Source organism: Sinosporangium album (genome assembly GCF_900100605.1).
Classification (GTDB): Bacteria; Actinomycetota; Actinomycetes; order Streptosporangiales; family Streptosporangiaceae; genus Sinosporangium; species Sinosporangium album.
In genome coordinates this window covers 1-17,139 of the sequence record NZ_FNCN01000048.1, presented here as the reverse complement: position 1 = coordinate 17,139, position 17,139 = coordinate 1, and the positions used below count along the sequence as shown (strand labels likewise).

Sequence of the window (17,139 nt, the reverse complement as noted above, 5' to 3'; positions counted from 1 at the left end):
ATATCACGTTGCGCTGGCCTCTACGGACTACGCACAATTGCCTATCGTGGCCGAAAATTCTGACCGAAAGCTCATGGCCCGCCTCCGTGAGCTGCGCATGGATATCAGTCCGCTCCGCGATTCGCGTGACTTCCGGCTGCTCATGGGCTCCGGCTTCATCACGATGTTCGGGAGCTTCCTGACCCTCGTCACCGTCCCTCTCCAGATGAAGGAGCTGACCGGCTCCTTCGTGGCGGTCGGACTGGTGAGCCTCGCGGAGTTCATCCCGATGCTGGTGTTCGGGCTGTGGGGCGGGGCGATCGCAGACGCGTTCGATCGGCGCAAGGTCGTCATCTGGTCGGAGATCGGCCTCTCCCTGGTGGCGGGACTGCTGCTGATGAACGCGCTGCTGCCCGAACCCCAGGTGTGGCTGCTGTACGTGCTGGCCGCCCTGCTCGCCGGCCTCAGCAGCCTCCAGCGTCCGAGCCTGGACGCCATGGTGCCCAGAGTCGTCCGGCACGACCAGCTCCCCGCCGCCGCCGCGCTGATCAGCTTCCGGTGGAACATCGGCGCGATCATCGGGCCCGCGCTGGCCGGTGTCATCGTCGTCGCGTTCGGCCCCGCCATCACCTACGGCATCGACGTCGTGACCTTCCTGCTCTCGCTCGTACTCCTCTGGCGCGTCCGGGCCTCTCCGCCCCGGGAGGGCTCCGCGCCCGCCTCGATCACGTCGCTGCTGGAGGGCATGCGCTACGCCGCGAGCCGGTCCGACCTGATGGGCACCTACCTGGTCGACATGGCGGCGATGTTCTTCGCCGTGGCCACCGCCATCTACCCCTTCCTCGTCGACGAACTCGGGGCGCCCCACGCACTCGGCCTGCTGTACTCCGCCGGGGCCGTCGGCTCGCTGCTGGCCTCGGTCACCTCCGGGTGGACCCGGCGCGTCCACCGGCACGGCCTAGGCGTGATCATCGCCGCGCTGGTGTGGGGTGCGGCCGTCGGAGTGTCCGCGTTGTACCCCCACATCTGGTTCGTCTTCATCTGCCTGGCCATCGCCGGAGCAGCCGACATGATCAGCGGCATCTTCCGCGCCACGATCTGGAACCAGACCATCCCCGACGAACTCCGGGGGCGCCTCGCGGGCATCGAGCTGCTCTCCTACTCCACCGGTCCCATGCTCGGTGACAGCCGCGCCGGGTTCATGGGAGACATCGGCGGGGCGCGCTTCTCCATGGGCGTCGGCGGGGCCTTCTGCGTAGGGGCCGTGGCGCTGATGGCGGCGGTGATGCCCAGGTTCAGGAAATACGACGCCAGGACCGACGAGCACGCCCTCGCCGAACGCACCCGCCGCGAAGCGCTGATCACCCCGTGACACCGGGTAGGAGTTGCTAGCGTGGAGTCATGAAGGTAGAGGCCAGGAGCACGGACATGACCGAGCGACCATCACCTGGCCGGTCGGATCCCCCCGACCGCGGGTCAGGAGCAGAACGGCGGTCCCCGTCGGAGGCCGATCCGGGCAGTGACGCGGACTGGGCCTTGCGGCAGGAGATCATCGACGACGCCTTGCGGCCTATCCCCTCGGACGAAGTCCCCGATTGGTTGATCCCGCCCAATCGCGGATTCTTCGCCGAAGATCTCGATCACCTTCCGGGTTTGCCTGCACACACCGAGCTACTGGATGGAAGCTTGGTGCTCGTGAGCCCACAGATGGACATCCACTCACTGATCGTCGACATGCTGGTCTTCGGCCTTCGCCGTACGGCACCGCGAGGTGTGCGCGTGCGCCGTGAGATGAGCGTCGTTCTGGGCCCCCGCCAGAGGCCCGAACCCGACCTCATCGCGCTGAAGCCCGACACGGTGGCGGACATGACCGCGACCGCCTACCAGGCTGAGAACGTGTCGCTGGTCGTCGAAGTGGTCTCCCCGGAGTCGGCCGAACGCGACCGCAACCGCAAACCCCTCCTCTACGCCCAGGCGGGCATCCGGCACTTCTGGCTGGTCGAGCAGGAATCCGGGCACCCTCAGGTCACCGTTTTCGAGCTGGACCCCGCCACCAAGGCGTATGTGGCCACGGGTGTCCACCGCGACAGGCTCACGGTGGCGGTGCCGTTCGAGATCGACATCGACCTCACCGAGATCGACCGTCTCTGACCGGGATGTGCGAAGGGCCGGTACGGCGACGCCGTACCGGCCCTTCCCATATGCCCGTGTTGCCGTGTTGCCGTGTGGCCGTCAGGTGCCGCGCAGGTGCGCGCCGAGGCGCTCGGCGGCCACCGCGACGGCGGCGTCACGGGCGGCGGTGGTCTCCTCGACGGTGAGGGTGCGGTCGGGCGCCCGGAAACGCAGCGTGTAGGCGAGGGACTTGTTGCCCTCGCCGACCTGCGCCCCCATGTAGACGTCGAACAGCCGCACCGACTCCAGCAGCTCGCCGGCGCCGTCGCGCAGGGCGGCGGTGACGTCGGCCACCGAGGTGTAGTCGGCCACGACCAGCGCCACGTCCTGGGTCGCGACCGGGTAGGCCGAGACCTTCGGAGCGCGGACCGGACCGTGCAGGAGGCGCTCCAGCCTGGTGAGCTCCAGCTCCATGGCGCAGGTCCGCGGCGGCAGGCCGTAAGCCTCGACGACACGCGGGTGCAGCTCGCCGGCGTGGCCGACGAGCGTGTCGCCGACGTAGAGCGCGGCGCAGCGGCCGGGGTGCCATGGCTCGTGCTGGTCGGCCTGGACCGACAGCTCGACGCGGGCTTCGCGCGCCACCACGCGGGCCGCCTCGACCGCGTCGGCCCAGTCGGCCTGACGCCCGTTGCCCCACCACCCGGACCGCTCGAACTCGCCGGTCAGCACGACCGCCACCCGCAGCGGCTGGTCGGGCAGGGCCGCCGCGATGGAGGCCAGCTCCTCCTCCGTGGGCCTGCGGTCCACGGGCAGCACCGGCGCGGCGGCCGGGGCGTCCGGCCGCGGCCGGTAGACCAGGCCCGTCTCGAACAGCGCCAGGTCGGGGAAGCCGCGTCCGACGTTGCGGACGGCGGTCTTGATCAGGCCCGGCAGCAGCGTCGTGCGCAGGAACGGCTCGTCCTCCGACAGGGGGTTGGCGAGCCGGACGGCGCGACGGCGCGCGTCGTCGGCGGGGAGCAGCAGGTTGTCGAGGTCGCGCTCTCCGCTGAACGGATAGGCCAGGACCTCGGCGAACCCCGACACGGCCAGGGCACGGCCGACCCTGCGGCGCAGCCGCTGCGCCTCGGTGAGCCCGGCGCCCGCGGGGGCGGGCGGCAGGACCGACGGGAGGTTCTCGTAGCCCTCCAGCCGCATGACCTCCTCGGCGAGGTCGTTGGGGTCGGTGAGGTCGGGCCGCCAGGTGGGCGGGGTGACGGTGAGCATGTCGCCGCCGGTCACCTTGAGCAGCTCGGCCAGGTCACCGGTGGAGACGGTGCCGGTGGCGTCGACCCCGTGCGGGCCCTCCCCCGCCCCCTCCACCAGGCCGTCCACGACCTCGCAGCCCACCTGCGTGAGGCGGCGCACGACGGTCTCCTTGGAGTACGGCACGCCGGCGACCGCGCCGGGGTGGCCCGCGGGGATGGCGATGGCGAGGGGGGCGACATATGCCTCGGCGTGGGTGACGCCGGTGCCGGGCACCGCGCCGCCGAGCTCGGCGAGCAGGGACACGGCCCGCCAGGAGGCGACAAGCGGGAGCTCCCGGTCGACGCCGCGCTCGAAGCGCTTGGACGCCTCGCTGACGAGGTTGTGGCGGCGGGATGTGCGCGCGGTGCCCGAGGCGGAGAAGTGGGCGGCCTCGATCACGATGTCGGTCGACCCGTCGCCGATCTCCGTCTCCTTGCCGCCCATGGTGCCCGCCAGGGCGATCGCGCCGGACCCGTCGGTGACCAGGATGTCCTCGGGGTGGAGCTCCCGATCGACGTGGTCGAGGGTGGTGAGCCGCTCACCCGGCTCGGCGCGGCGCACGACGATCCCGCCGGTGAGCCTCGTCCGGTCGAACGCGTGCAGCGGCTGGCCGAGCTCCAGCATCACGTAGTTGGTGATGTCGACGGCCAGCGAGACGGGGCGCATGCCCGCGCGCGACAGGCGCACCCGCATCCACAGGGGCGTCTGCGCGGACGGGTCGAAGCCGGTGGCCTCGCGCAGCACGAAGCGGTCGCAGGCGGTGGGGTCGGCGATCGAGGCGGGGAACGCCGTGCCGGACGCCTCCGGAAGCCCGATCGCGGCGGGGTCGCGGAACTCGACGCCGAAGGCGGTGGCCGCCTCCCGTGCGACGCCCCGGATCGACAGGGCGTAGCCCCGGTCGGGGGTCACCTCCAGCTCGATCACGTCGTCGCGCAGGCCGAGGAGGATGGCGACATCGGCGCCGACGGGGGTGTCGCCGGGCAGCACGAGGATGCCCGGGCTGGAGTCGGCCATGCCGAGCTCGGCCTCGGAGCAGATCATGCCGTCGGAGACATGGCCGTACGTCTTGCGCGAGGCGATCTCGAACCCGCCGGGGAGCACGGCCCCCGGCAGCGCGACCGACACGAGGTCCCCGGCCTCGAAGTTGACCGCTCCGCAGACGATGCCGCGCGGGGCGGCCTCGCCGACCTCGACCCGGCACAGGCGGATCGGCTTCTTGAAGCCCTCAAGGGTGGTGAACTCGAGGACCCGGCCGACGACGACGTTCTTGATCTCGTGGCCGACGGACGTGATCGACTCCAGCTTGAGCCCCGCGGCGGTGAGCCGGTCGGCGATCTCGTGAGCGGTCGCGGCGGGCAGGTCCGCGTGCTCCCGCAGCCAGGAAAGCGGGACCTTCATCAGACCTCCAACCCGAACGGGAGCGTGAAGCGCACGTCTCCCTCGACCATGTCTCGCATGTCCTCGGCGTTGTGCCGGAACATCAGGGTGCGCTCGATGCCCATGCCGAAGGCGAACCCGGAGTATTCACGCGGGTCGATGCCGCAGGCGACGAGCACGCGCGGGTTGACCATGCCGCAGCCGCCCCACTCGATCCACCCCTCGGACTTGCAGGTGCGGCAGGGCGGGTTGCCCGGCACCGCGGAGGAGCCCCGGCAGACGAAGCAGCGCAGGTCCATCTCGGCCGACGGCTCGGTGAAGGGGAAGTAGTTGGGGCGGAAGCGGGTGGTGATGCCCTCGCCGAACATGGTCTGGGCGAAGGCGTCGAGAGTGCCCTTGAGGTGGGCCATCGTGAGGCCCTTGTCGACGGCCAGGCCCTCGACCTGGTGGAAGACGGGGGTGTGGGTGGCGTCGAGCTCGTCGGTGCGGAAGACCTTGCCCGGGGAGATGACGTAGCAGGGAAGGCCGCGCGACAGCATCGCGCGCACCTGCACCGGGGAGGTCTGGGTGCGCATCACCATGCCCGAGTCGACCGACCCCACGAAGAACGTGTCGTGCTCGGAGCGGGCGGGGTGGTCGGGCGAGATGTTGAGCGCGTCGAAGTTGAACCACTCGCCTTCGAGCTCGGGGCCCTCGGCCACCTCGTAGCCCATGGCGACGAAGGCGTCGGCGATGTGCTCCTGGAGCGTGGTCAGGGGGTGGCGGGCGCCCGCCGGGCGGCGGTCCCACGGGAGGGTGACGTCGACCGCCTCGTCGATGAGGACGCGGGCGTCGCGCTGGGCCTCCAGGTCGGCCTGGCGGGCGGCCAGCGCCTCCCCGATGGCCTTGCGCGCGCCGCCGACCCGCTTGCCGGCGTCGGCGCGGGCGGCGGGGGGCAGGGCCCCGATCTCCCGGTTGGCGAGGGCGAGGGGCGAGCGGTCGCCCGCGTGCGCGAGCCGCGCCCGCTTGAGTGCGTCGAGGTCGCCCGTCGCCGCGATGGCGTCGAGCGCTTCGGAGAGCATGCGCGCCACCTCGTCGGCGTGCAGCGGCGTCACCTCGACCGGGTCGTAGTGAGACAAGAGTGAGCTCCGAATCCGGGACTTGAGCGGCCATGAGTCTAGTGCGGAAAGCCCACCGGGCCGCTATCGCCCGCGCGAGCGCGTGGGCTCAGGCGAAGTCGGGCGTGCCGGTGGGCACGGTAAATCGGAACTCCGCCCCGCCTTCGGGGGCGCGCTGCACGACGATGTCGCCGCCGTGCGCCTCGACCAGGCCCTTGACGATGAACAGGCCGAGCCCCGTGCCGCCCCTGCGCCTGCCGTTGCCGCGCCAGAACTGGCGGAACACGCGCGTGGACAGCTCGGGCGCGATGCCCTCACCCTGGTCACGCACGGACACGGTCACTCCCTGCTCGTTCGGCTCCACGACTATTGTCACCGTACCGCGTCCGTGCCGCACAGCATTTTCGACCAGGTTGGCAAGGATCTGATCGACCTTGTCCTGGTCGAGCCATGTCTCGGGGAGTTCCCCCCGGATCTCCAGGCGGAAGCGGTCCTCGGCGTCGCCGGCGGCGACCCGCCCGGCGATGACCTTCCGGGCCCGGGCGGGGATGTCGACGACCTGGCGGTGGATCTCCAGCCGCCCCGACTCGATGCGCGACACGTCGAGCAGCTCGGTGATCAGCCGGGTGACGCGGTCGGCGTCGGCGTTGACCGTCTCCAGCATGATGCGCTTCTGATCGTCGGTGAAGCGCCCCCACTTCGCGAGCAGGGTGGCCGTGAACCCCTTGACGCTCGTCAGGGGCGAGCGGAGCTCGTGGGCGACGGTCGACACCAGGTCGGCGCGGCTGCGCTCCAGGCGGGCACGGGCCCCGCCGTCGCGCAGGGTGATCGCGACCCGGACCACGTCGCCGCCCCGCTCGGGGCTGCGCACGAGCCGCGCCGCCACCATGAGCTCCTGGCCCCCCGGCAGATGCACGGGACGCTCGGCCACGCGGGTGCGGGTGCGCAGGCCGCCGGAGACGTCAAGGCATTTCCACCAGTCGCGGCCCTCGGCGTCGCGGAACGGGAACACGTCGCGGATATCGCGCCCCGCGGCCCGCTCCCAGGGCACACCGGTCAGACGGGCGGCGGCGCGGTTGACCGTCTGGACCCGGCCCCGGGCGTCGACCACGAGCAGGCCGTCGGGGAGGTCGTCGACATCGATCACGCACGGGGCATCGGCGACACGTCGATCGGTGTTCTCCCCGCGCACGTCCCGCCTCCTCCGGCCTACAAGGCCGACAATAGCGGGTTTCCCGCGCCTCGGAGGAGCCTCATGTGCCGCGCTGCGCTCGGGCGGAGGCGTAGAGGCACACCGCCGCCGCGGTCGCGAGGTTCAGGCTCTCGGCCCGCCCGTAAATCGGGACGCGCACGACCTCGTCCGCGAGCCGCAGGAGCTCCTCGGGCAGACCCCACGCCTCGTTGCCGAAGATCCACGCGGTGGGACCGCTCAGATCCACGTCGTCCAGCGTGGCCGTGCCGGCGCCGTCGGCCGCGAGGACCCGCAGGCCCTGCGCCTTCATGTGCCCGACGGCCCGCTCCACCGCCACCCCGGTCGCGACCGGAAGGTGGAACAGGCTTCCCGCGCTCGCCCGAACGCACTTGCCGTTGTAGGGGTCGACCGAGGCGTCGGTGAACAGCACCGCGTCGGCGCCCGCGGCGTCGGCCACCCGCAGCACCGTACCGGCGTTGCCGGGGTCGCGCACGTGCGCGAGCACCGCCACCAGGCGGGCCGTGCCCGCCTCGCCGTCGCGCCGGGCGGCCTCGCGGCCCACGGTGTACGGCACCGCCTCGGCGAGCGGCACGTGGACGAACCGGCAGACGGCGAGCAGGCCCTGCGGCGTCACCGTCTGGGCCAGCTCGGCCATGACCTCGCCGCTCGCGCGCAGCACCGGGACGCCCGCGGCGGTCGCCGCGGCGATGAGCTCTGGGTGGCGCGTCTCGGCCTCGGCGGTGGTGAACAGCTCGACCACCACGCCCTCGCGCGCGAGGGCCTCACGAACGGCCTGAGGGCCTTCTGCGAGGAACGCTCGGTCCCGGTCGCGGAACGCGCGCTTGGCGAGCCTGCGCGCGGCCTTGACCCGCGGCGACCTGATGTTGGTCAGTTCCGACCCCGTCACCTCTGTCCCCTCATGTCCTCACCTGCGGCGCACCTGGGCCCGGCATGTCCGGCGTGTCCCGGCGCGCATGACAAGAGGGGCCCACCGGGAGGTAGACCCCTCGAAAGGCGCGGCCCTTCGCTCCCCTCGGGGAGGGGCGGGACGCGAGCCCTTCAGCCCTTGCCCGGGTCAGCTCGCGACCGGCGCGTTGACGTCGGCCGGGAGGGCCTTGCGCGCGGCCTCGACCAGCGTGGCGAAGGTCTGGCTGTCGGTGACCGCGAGGTCGGCGAGGATCTTGCGGTCGACCTCGATGCCGGCGGCCTTCAGGCCCTGGATGAACCGGTTGTAGGTGATGCCGTTGGCCCTCGCGGCGGCGTTGATGCGCTGGATCCACAGGCGGCGGAAGGTGCCCTTGCGGTCCTTGCGGTCACGGTAGGCGTAGGTCAGCGAGTGGAGCATCTGCTCCTTGGCCTTGCGGTACAGCCGCGACCGCTGGCCCCGGTAACCGCTCGCCAGCTCAAGAACGACCCTGCGCTTCTTCTTGGCGTTGATCGCCCGCTTCACGCGTGCCATCTGAATCTCTCTCCCCGGGGGTTCGTCTTACTTGGCGAGCAGCTTCTTGATCTTCTTGGTGTCGGCGTCGGACATCACGACGTCCGGGGCGAGCCGACGGGTGCGGGTGGACGGCTTGTGCTCGAACAGGTGCTGCCTGTTGGCGCGACGGCGAATGATCTTGCCGGATCCGGTGACGCGGAACCGCTTCTTCGCACCGCTGTGCGTCTTCATCTTCGGCATCTCAGCCGTCTCTCCCTCTGTCGTCTCGTGCCTCGCCGCGCCCGGGCGACCGGGCGGAGGCACGCGCCTCACCCGAGACCGGACGTGGCCTCGGCTCCGTTGCGGGCGGCCACCCGGTCACGGCGCCGTCCCCATGGGGACCGCCGGACCGGGCGACCCGCTGTCTTACTCCTCGGACTCCGGCTCTGCTTCAGAGCGGTCGTCGCTGCGCCTGGCCTTGGCCGCCGCCTTCTCCGCCTTGGCCTCGGCCTTCTTCTTGTGCGGGCCAATGACCATGATCATGTTGCGGCCGTCCTGCTTGGCCTGCGACTCCACGAAGCCGAGCTCCTGGACGTCCTCCGCCAGGCGCTGCAGCAGCCTGAAGCCGAGTTCGGGGCGGGACTGCTCACGCCCACGGAACATGATCGTGACCTTGACCTTGTCCCCGGCCTTCAGGAAGCGCACGACGTGACCCTTCTTGGTCTCGTAGTCGTGCGGGTCGATCTTGGGCCGGAGCTTGATCTCCTTGATGATCGTGTGCGCCTGGTTGCGACGCGCCTCGCGCGCCTTCATCGCGGACTCGTACTTGAACTTTCCGTAGTCCATGAGCTTGCACACGGGCGGACGAGCCGTGGCCGCGACCTCGACGAGGTCGAGGTCGGCCTCCTGGGCCAGCTTGAGGGCATCGTGGATCGAGACGATGCCGACCTGCTCCCCGTTCGGGCCGACGAGGCGGACCTCTGGCACACGAATACGCTCGTTGATGCGGGGCTCGGCGCTGATGGGACCTCCTAGGTACCTGGCGTTGTGTATCCGCTGTCGTTGCTCGACCGTGCCACGGGGGTCTCCGGCGCCGTGAAGCGCGAAAGCCCCGCACGTCGCGCATGCGGGGCCACTGAGCACCTCGGCACCGAGCCGTGAGCTCTCCGGAAGACTCCGGTTGTGATCCTGAACCCGCGCGCCTTTCGGCACGACAGGTGGGAGGGAGACCTCCGCTTGCGCGTCCAGCAGACATGCCGGACCGATCGAGACGCAACGCTACCACAACGCGGACGGCTTACCGAATCATCGCGATCCGCGAAACCCCGCCTTACCGACCCGTCTTACCGACGGGTCCCAGCCCCGCTCACCCCGTCCGCGCGGCCGACCGGCGGAGCAGCTCCGCCTCCCCGGCGGCGCGCATCGCCTCGACCGGCACGTCGGAGCGGCCGGTCATCATTTCCACCTGCCGGACCGCCTGGTGCAGCAGCATGGGGAACCCGCCGACGACCACCCCGCCCGCGGCGGCCACCGCGACGGCCGCGGCTGTCGGCCACGGCGAGTAGACCACGTCGAACAGCGCCGGCACGCGAGCCAGCGCCGCCGCGTGCACATCGGCGGCCCCCGACGGCAGCGTCGACACCACCAGCTCGACGCCGAGGGCCTCCTCCACCTGGCCGAAGGTCCGTACGGCGAGAGCCACCCCGACCCGCTCGGCCGCCTCGGCCGTGTCCCGCGCCCTGGCCGGGTCCCGCACGACAAGGACGGCCCTGTCGAGGCCGAGCTCCTTCAACGCGGCGAGGGACGAGGCGGCCGTGGCGCCGCCGCCCAGCACGGCGGCCGACGCCGGAGCGCGGATCCCGGCCTCCCGCAGCGCGGTGACGATGCCGTAGACGTCGGTGTTGTCACCGTGCCGCGTTCCACCGCGCAGGACGACCGTGTTGGCCCCTCCCGTGGCGACGGCCAGCGGTGTGACCGTGTCGAGCAGCGGAAGGACGGCCCGCTTCAGAGGCATGGTCAGCGAGAGCCCGGCCCACTCGGGCCCGAGCCCGGCGAGCAGCGCGGGCAGGCCGGCCTCGTCGCACTCGACGGCCTCGTAGTGCCAGGCGGTCAAGGACATGGCGGCGTACGCCGTGCGGTGCAGGATCGGGGAGAGCGAGTGGCGGACCGGGGAGCCCAGGACCGCCGCCCGCGACAGCGCCGTCAATTGTTGCCCCTGTTCCTGTTGAACTCGGCCTTGAACCGCTCGAACTCCGCCACGTTGTCGGTGAACTTGGTGATGCGGTTCTTGAGGTCGGTGGTGACGAAGAAGAGCCACCGGCCCGGGGTGGGGTTCAGGGCCGCCTCGATCGCGTCCGCTCCGGGGCTCGCGATGGGGCCGGGCGGCAGGCCCGGGTTCGCGTAGGTGTTGTACGGCGACTTGACTTCGATCTCGTCGTAGGTGGCGGCCACGTCGTACTTGTTGAGGGCGTACATCACCGTGCTGTCCATCTGAAGCTTCATCTTGATCCCGAGGCGGTTGTAGACCACCCTGGCGACCTTGCCCATATCGGACTTACTCCCGGATTCGGCCTGGACGATGCTGGCGATGGTCAGGATCTCGTGCACCGTGTAGCCCAGCTTCTCCGCCCGGCTCTCCAGGTCCATCTCCGCGGCGGTCTCCTCGAAGCGCTCAACCATGTCGCCGAGGATCTCGGCGGGCGCCATGCGGTCGGTGCCCTCGTAGGCGGCCGGGAACAGGTAGCCCTCGGCCTTCCCCTTGGCCGCGGCGGGGAGGCCGAGGGCCTCCGCGTCCTTGGCCGCCTTCTCGAACGCGCTCTTCGACTTGCCGGTTTCCTTCACCAGGATGTCGATGATCTGTGTCGCGCGTTTGCCCTCGGGGATGACGACATGCTCCCGAAGGCGCTTGGTGTGGTCAAGGAGCCCGACGGCGAGGGCCGCGGACATGCGCTTGCGCATCTTGTACTCACCCGGCTGGAGCGACCCGCTCTTGCCTGCGGCCCCGATGGCGTCGGTGAAGGCGCGGGCGCTGGCGACGACGCCTTGCTGCTCCAGGGTCTGGGCGACCTCGGTGGCGGTCTGCCCCGGCTTGATCTCCACCACGATCTCTCCGGCGCCCGGCCCGGTGAAGTCGTCGGCGACCATCACGTCGCGCAGCCAGGTGTAGCCGTAATAGCCGGCGCCTCCGACGACGCCGACGAGGATGATGAGGGCGAGCATCGGGGCGAGGAACCCGCCCCGATTGCGCCTGCGCCGTCTTCGGCGTCCACCTCGCCTGCCGCCGCGGTTCGACGAGCCGCGGGACCGGCGGCGCGGTCCCTCGTCATCGTCGTCGGACCCGGTCAGGAAGTCCATGTCGATATCGTTCATCGATGTGCCGGCCAATCTCCCGATTCACGCGGTCTGACGCCACGTGGCTGCGTCGGACCGAAGGGGGGTCGCCCTGCGATACATCTGGTGCGCCGCACGCTTCGTCGCGCCGGCCTGACGATTCCTGATCCCGGGATGACATCGCTGCTCGGGGGGATCGGGGGTATCCCACCTGACATCAACGTGTCCCGAGGTATCTGTTCAGTAGTTCTCGGTATCTCACGAAGTCACTCTCTTTGTCAGTGAATTTCGTGATTCTATGCATCAACGCAATGCAGCCGTACCAAATCGGACGGCTGCGGCTCGCGATCAACGCAGTGGCTCGACAAGGCGGCCGGGCGGCCGTCCCGTCGAGCGTTCGGCGTCGAGAGCGGCCTGCAGCAGCACGACCGCGGCGGCCTGGTCGACCACGTCGCGCTGCCGCCGGGCCCGCACACCGCTGGCGCGCAGGCCCTGCTGAGCGGTCACCGTGGTCAGGCGCTCGTCGAAAAGCCGGACCGGCACGGGCGCCAGCCGGGCCGCGAGCCGCACGGCGAAATCGCGGGCGGCCGACGCGGCCTGCCCCTCCTGGCCCGACAGCGAGGTCGGCAGGCCGACCACCACCTCGACGGCCTCGTGTTCGGCGACGAGCACGGCGATCCTATCGAGGTCGCCCTTGCCCCGCCGGACCGTCTCCACGGGAGTGGCGAGCAGACCCGACGGGTCGCTGCGCGCCACTCCAACGCGGACGGTCCCTACATCGACGCCCAGCCGGGCCCCGGAACGCATCGGCCCCTCAGCCGACCTGACCGGCGATCGTGTCGCCCACCGCGCGCAGCGCGTCGGCGATCGCCTCCGGGCGGGTGCCCCCGCCCTGCGCGACATCGTCCTTGCCGCCACCGCCACCCCCAAGAGCCTTGGCGGCGACGCCCACCAGCCGTCCAGCCGACAGCCCACGGGCGCGTCCCGCCTCGTTGACAGCGGCGACCACGACCGGCCGGTCGGCGGGGACACCTGCGACCACGACCACCGCAGCGCGGTCGCCGGGGAAGCGGCCACGCACATCCAGGGCGAGTTTACGCAGGTCATCCGCAGAGGTGCCATCAGGCGCGCGGTGGGTCACGACGGACACGCCACTGGCGTCGGCCGCGCCGGCGGCCAGTTCGCCCGCGACGGCGAGCACCTGGGCGGAGCGCAGCCTCTCCAGCTCCTTCTCCGCCGTGCGCAGCCGGGTGACGATGCCCTCGACCCGCTCGGGCAGCTCCTCCCTGCGGGTCTTGAGCTGCTCGCTGAGCTGGGCGACGAGCACGCTCTCGCGGGCCAGGAAGCGGAAGGCGTCGATGCCGACCAGGGCCTCGACCCGGCGCACGCCCGCGCCGATGGACGACTCGCCCAGCACCTTGACGAGGCCGAGCTGGCCGGAGCTCGCGACGTGGGTGCCGCCGCACAGCTCCCGGGAGTAGTCGCCGACCTCGACGACACGCACCTCGTCACCGTATTTCTCGCCGAAGAGGGCGAGCGCGCCCATCTTCCGGGCCTCGGCCTGGCTGGTGTAGAACGCGTTGACCTGGAGGTCGTTGATCAGGATGGCGTTGACCTCGTCCTCGACGTCGCGCAGCACGCTGGGCGCCACGGCCCCGGCGGCGGTGAAGTCGAAGCGGAAGCGGCCCGGGGAGTTCTCCGACCCGGCCTGCGCGGCCGACTCGCCAAGCGCGTTGCGGAAGCCCCGGTGCACCAGGTGGGTGGCGGTGTGGCTGCGCGAGATCGCGCGGCGGCGCTCGACATCGACCTCGGCCTGGGCGCCCTCGCCGACGCGGATCTCTCCCGCCCGCACCTTGCCCCGGTGCACGACGACGCCCGCCACCGGGGACTGCACGTCGACGACCTCGACCTCGCCGCCGGCGGTGCGGACCACGCCCTGGTCGGCGAGCTGGCCGCCACCCTCGGCGTAGAAGGGGGTGCGGTCGAGGACGACCTCGACGGTCGCCCCCGCGCCCGCTGCCGGGACCGCGAGCCCGTCGAGGAGCAGGCCGATGACCGTGCCCTCGGCAACGGTGTGGTGGTAGCCGAGGAAGTCGACCTTGCCGGTCTTCTCAAGGATGTCGCCGAACACCGAGATGTCGGCGTTGCCGGTCTTCTTGGCGGCGGCGTCGGCCTTGGCCCGGTCGCGCTGCTCCTTCATCAGCCGGCGGAAACCCTCTTCGTCGACCTTGAGCCCCTGCTCGGAGGCCATCTCCAGGGTCAGGTCGATCGGGAAGCCGTAGGTGTCGTGCAGCTGGAACGCCTGCGGGCCGCTGAGGACCGGCGCGCCCTTGCGCTTGGTCTCCTCGACGGCCGCGTCGAAGATGGCGGTGCCGGTGCGCAGCGTGCCGAGGAAGGACGCCTCCTCGGCGTCGATCACGGTGTGGATGTTGACGGCGTCGGCCTTGAGCTGGTCGTATTGCGCGCTCATCACCTCGATGGTGGTGGCGGTCAGCTCGTGCATGTAGCGCTCCTCGCCCGCACCGAGCAGGCGGAGGTTGCGGATCGCGCGGCGCAGCATGCGGCGCAGCACGTAACCGCGGCCTTCGTTGGAGGGGAGCACGCCGTCGCCCACCAGCATGACGCCCGCGCGCAGGTGGTCGGCGACCACGCGCAGCGAGACGTCGGACCGGGCGTCGCGCCCGTAGCGGGTGCGGGTCAGCTCCGCGGCCCGATCGAGGATCTTGTAGGTGGTGTCGATCTCGTAGATGTTGTCGACGCCCTGCAGGATCGCGGCCATGCGCTCCAGGCCCATGCCCGTGTCCACGCTCTTGGCCGGGAGATCGCCGAGGATCGGGAAACCGTCCTTGCCGCCGCCCGGACCCCGCTCGAACTGCATGAACACGTTGTTCCACACTTCGAGGTAGCGGTTCTCGTCGACGACGGGCCCGCCGTCGCGGCCGTATTCGGGGCCGCGGTCGTAGTAGATCTCCGTGCAGGGACCGCAGGGGCCGGGCACGCCCATCGACCAGAAGTTGTCGGCCATGCCCCGGCGCTGGATGCGCTCAAGCGGCACCCCGGCCTTGGTGTGCCAGATGTTCTGCGCCTCGTCGTCGTCGAGGTAGACGGTGACCCAGAGCCGGTCCTCGGGGAATCCGAAGCCGCCCTCGGACTCGGGGAGGGTCAGCAGCTCCCAGGCGAACGGGATCGCGTCGTCCTTGAAGTAGTCGCCGAAGGAGAAGTTGCCCAGCATCTGGAAGAAGCTGGCGTGGCGGGTGGTCTTGCCGACCTCGTCGATGTCGAGGGTGCGGATGACCTTCTGGGCGCTCGCGGCTCTGCGGTAGGGCGGCTTCTGCTGGCCGAGGAAGTAGGGCTTGAACGGCACCATGCCGGCGTTGACCAGGAGCAGCGTAGGGTCCTCGGCCACGAGACTGGCCGAGGGCACGACGGTGTGCCCGCGCTCTGAGAAGAAGCGCAGGAAGCGGCGGGCGATCTCTGCCGACTCCATCAGCGGCCGTCCTTTGCGTTAGGGGCTTGGTCTGCTTTGAGGAGACCGCGGTCGTCCTCGACGACTACGGTAAAGGGGTCCGGGGCGTCCTCGAACCGGAAGGGTCGGCCTCGGCTCAGAGGCTGCGTGCGTGCCGCCACGCCTCGCCCGGCCCGTCATCCACCCTGCCGACCTCGAACCGCGCGCGCAACTCCGCCTCGCGGTCGGCCGCCTCGCCCGCGACCTCACCGACGAAGTCGCGCGCCGACTCCACGAGCCCGGCGGCGCCGACCGCGGCCCGCCGCGCCAGGTGGTCAGGGTGCAGCATCTGCAGCCTGCGCATGACCCACACGGCGATCAGCGCGCCGAGGGCGAGGGTGACGGTGAAGCGCACGAAGCGCAGGAACAGCCGGATCACCGGGACCTACCGCCGCGGCGGGCGCGCTCGCCGCCGCCCGCGGAGGGTAGCTCCGCCTGGCCGGTGCGGCGGGCGACGGCCCGGCGGACGCCGTAGGCGAGGGCCGACAGCTTGATCAGCGGGCCGGTGACGAGCGTGGAGGCGAGGCCGCTGACCTGGGCGACGTGGCCGCTGACCGCCTTGACGTCGTCGGTGATCGCCTCGACGGTGACGAGGCGCCGGTTGGTCTCCGACACGGTGGCGGTGACGTCGTCGAGCAGGGGGACGACCCGGTCGCTCAGCTCCGACACCAGCTTGGTGGTCTCGGTGAGCAGCCGGGCAAGCTTGACCAGCACCATGGCAAGAAAGCAGACCAGGATCGCCCAGAACATGGCGACGACCAGGCCTGCGACCTCTCCCGCGGTAAGCATCGGCGGATCCGTCCCCTCGGCACGTGGATGGGGAAAACCCTATCGTGCCGGAACCCGCTCCCCGTCCCGGCTCACACCGTGCCGCGCCCCGGAGAACGCCCCGAACGCGCTCCCGAGAGCACCACCGAGAGGACCATGGCGAGCGCCCCGGGCCTGGTACGGCAGGGCCGTCAGGAGCCGCGGCCTCCGCGGAGGAACTCGCGGATCCGCGCCCACCGGTCGGCCACCGCGGCCTCGGCGCCGTGCCGGGTCGGCTCGTAGTAGCGCCGGTCGCGGATCTCCTCGGGCGCGTAGTCCTGCCGGACGAGCCCGTGCTCGGCGTTGTGCGGGTATTTGTAGCCCTTGCCGTGGCCGAGCGAGGCCGACCCGCGGTTGTGGCCGTCGCGCAGGTGGACGGGCACCTGCCCGATGAGCCCGCGGCGTACGTCCTGAGCGGCGGCGTCGACCGCCTTGATGACCGCGTTGGACTTGGGGGCGAGCGCGCAGTGGATGACGGCCTGGGCGAGGTTGAGCCGCCCCTCGGGCAGGCCCACGAACTCGACGGCCCGCGCGGCGGCGACGGCGACCTGGAGGGCCGTGGGGTCGGCCATGCCGACGTCCTCCGAGGCGAAGATCACAATGCGGCGCGCGATGAACCTCGGGTCCTCCCCCGCCTCGACCATGCGGGCGAGGTAGTGCAGGGCGGCGTCGGCGTCGGAGCCGCGCATGCTCTTGATGAAGGCGCTGACCACGTCGTAGTGCTGGTCGCCCTGCCGGTCGTAGCGGACGGCCGCCGAGTCGACGGCCTTCTCCACCGTCTCGACCCCGATCTCGCCCTCGGGCACGAGCAGGGCGGCCGCCTCCAGGTAGGTGAGCGAGCGGCGGGCGTCTCCCCCGGCCAGGCGCACCAGGTGGTCGGCGGCCTCGGAGGTGAGCCGCACCTGGCCACCGAGGCCGCGAGGGTCGGCGGCGGCCCGGTCTAGCACCGCGCGGATGTCGTCCTCGGCGAGGGGCTCCAGTGTGAGCAGCAGCGAACGCGACAGCAGCGGTGAGATCACCGAGAAGAACGGGTTCT

The 17,139-nt window shown here is 71.2% G+C and carries 16 protein-coding genes; 2 read left to right on the top strand and 14 right to left on the bottom strand.

Annotated features, from left to right (window positions below; all coding sequences use genetic code 11):
* The first annotated feature begins 46 nt into the window (after positions 1–46).
* The gene (locus BLQ73_RS28715) at positions 47–1,351 is read left to right on the top strand and encodes an MFS transporter (protein ID WP_245691528.1); all 1,305 of its coding nucleotides are present in this window, start codon (positions 47–49) and stop codon (positions 1,349–1,351) included.
* A 200-nt stretch (positions 1,352–1,551) separates the two neighbouring features.
* On the top strand, positions 1,552–2,130 hold the full coding sequence (locus BLQ73_RS28710) for a Uma2 family endonuclease (protein ID WP_093175570.1): 579 nt from the start codon (positions 1,552–1,554) through the stop codon (positions 2,128–2,130).
* Positions 2,131–2,211: 81 nt separating this feature from the next.
* Here the strand turns inward: BLQ73_RS28710 and BLQ73_RS28705 are convergent, their stop codons facing one another.
* The 14 genes from BLQ73_RS28705 to BLQ73_RS28640 all read right to left on the bottom strand — a co-directional run.
* The gene (locus tag BLQ73_RS28705; RefSeq protein WP_093175531.1) at positions 2,212–4,773 is read right to left on the bottom strand and encodes a phenylalanine--tRNA ligase subunit beta; all 2,562 of its coding nucleotides are present in this window, start codon (positions 4,771–4,773) and stop codon (positions 2,212–2,214) included.
* Positions 4,773–5,813 (bottom strand): phenylalanine--tRNA ligase subunit alpha, encoded by a 1,041-nt coding sequence (gene pheS / locus BLQ73_RS28700; RefSeq protein WP_218126067.1) that lies wholly within the window; start codon positions 5,811–5,813, stop codon positions 4,773–4,775. The genes BLQ73_RS28705 and pheS overlap by 1 nt, the downstream gene beginning before the upstream one ends.
* Before the next feature lie 145 nt (positions 5,814–5,958).
* On the bottom strand, positions 5,959–7,041 hold the full coding sequence (locus tag BLQ73_RS28695) for a sensor histidine kinase (RefSeq protein WP_093175526.1): 1,083 nt from the start codon (positions 7,039–7,041) through the stop codon (positions 5,959–5,961).
* Positions 7,042–7,102: 61 nt separating this feature from the next.
* The gene (locus BLQ73_RS28690) at positions 7,103–7,948 is read right to left on the bottom strand and encodes a TrmH family RNA methyltransferase (RefSeq protein ID WP_093175522.1); all 846 of its coding nucleotides are present in this window, start codon (positions 7,946–7,948) and stop codon (positions 7,103–7,105) included.
* A gap of 168 nt (positions 7,949–8,116) precedes the next feature.
* Positions 8,117–8,500, bottom strand: a complete 384-nt coding sequence (rplT, locus tag BLQ73_RS28685; protein ID WP_093175519.1) for a 50S ribosomal protein L20 — start codon at positions 8,498–8,500, stop codon at positions 8,117–8,119.
* A 27-nt stretch (positions 8,501–8,527) separates the two neighbouring features.
* Complete coding sequence (gene rpmI / locus BLQ73_RS28680; protein ID WP_093175517.1) at positions 8,528–8,722, bottom strand: 50S ribosomal protein L35; 195 nt, start codon at positions 8,720–8,722, stop codon at positions 8,528–8,530.
* A gap of 165 nt (positions 8,723–8,887) precedes the next feature.
* Positions 8,888–9,466, bottom strand: coding sequence for a translation initiation factor IF-3 (infC, locus tag BLQ73_RS28675; RefSeq protein WP_275936334.1), 579 nt, complete (start codon positions 9,464–9,466; stop codon positions 8,888–8,890).
* A 361-nt stretch (positions 9,467–9,827) separates the two neighbouring features.
* Positions 9,828–10,658 (bottom strand): shikimate dehydrogenase, encoded by an 831-nt coding sequence (locus BLQ73_RS28670; protein ID WP_093175564.1) that lies wholly within the window; start codon positions 10,656–10,658, stop codon positions 9,828–9,830.
* A gap of 5 nt (positions 10,659–10,663) precedes the next feature.
* Complete coding sequence (mltG, locus tag BLQ73_RS28665) at positions 10,664–11,815, bottom strand: endolytic transglycosylase MltG (protein ID WP_245691525.1); 1,152 nt, start codon at positions 11,813–11,815, stop codon at positions 10,664–10,666.
* Between the two features lie 324 nt (positions 11,816–12,139).
* On the bottom strand, positions 12,140–12,598 hold the full coding sequence (ruvX, locus tag BLQ73_RS28660; protein ID WP_093175512.1) for a Holliday junction resolvase RuvX: 459 nt from the start codon (positions 12,596–12,598) through the stop codon (positions 12,140–12,142).
* Positions 12,599–12,605: 7 nt separating this feature from the next.
* Positions 12,606–15,278, bottom strand: a complete 2,673-nt coding sequence (gene alaS, locus BLQ73_RS28655; RefSeq protein WP_093175510.1) for an alanine--tRNA ligase — start codon at positions 15,276–15,278, stop codon at positions 12,606–12,608.
* 115 nt (positions 15,279–15,393) lie between these two features.
* Positions 15,394–15,675: a hypothetical protein gene (locus tag BLQ73_RS28650; RefSeq protein WP_245691523.1), complete on the bottom strand. Its 282-nt coding sequence runs from the start codon at positions 15,673–15,675 to the stop codon at positions 15,394–15,396.
* Positions 15,672–16,085: a DUF948 domain-containing protein gene (locus tag BLQ73_RS28645; protein ID WP_093175508.1), complete on the bottom strand. Its 414-nt coding sequence runs from the start codon at positions 16,083–16,085 to the stop codon at positions 15,672–15,674. The genes BLQ73_RS28650 and BLQ73_RS28645 overlap by 4 nt, the downstream gene beginning before the upstream one ends.
* A gap of 170 nt (positions 16,086–16,255) precedes the next feature.
* A partial coding sequence (locus BLQ73_RS28640; RefSeq protein WP_093175505.1) for an AAA family ATPase occupies positions 16,256–17,139 on the bottom strand: 884 nt, incomplete at its 5' end.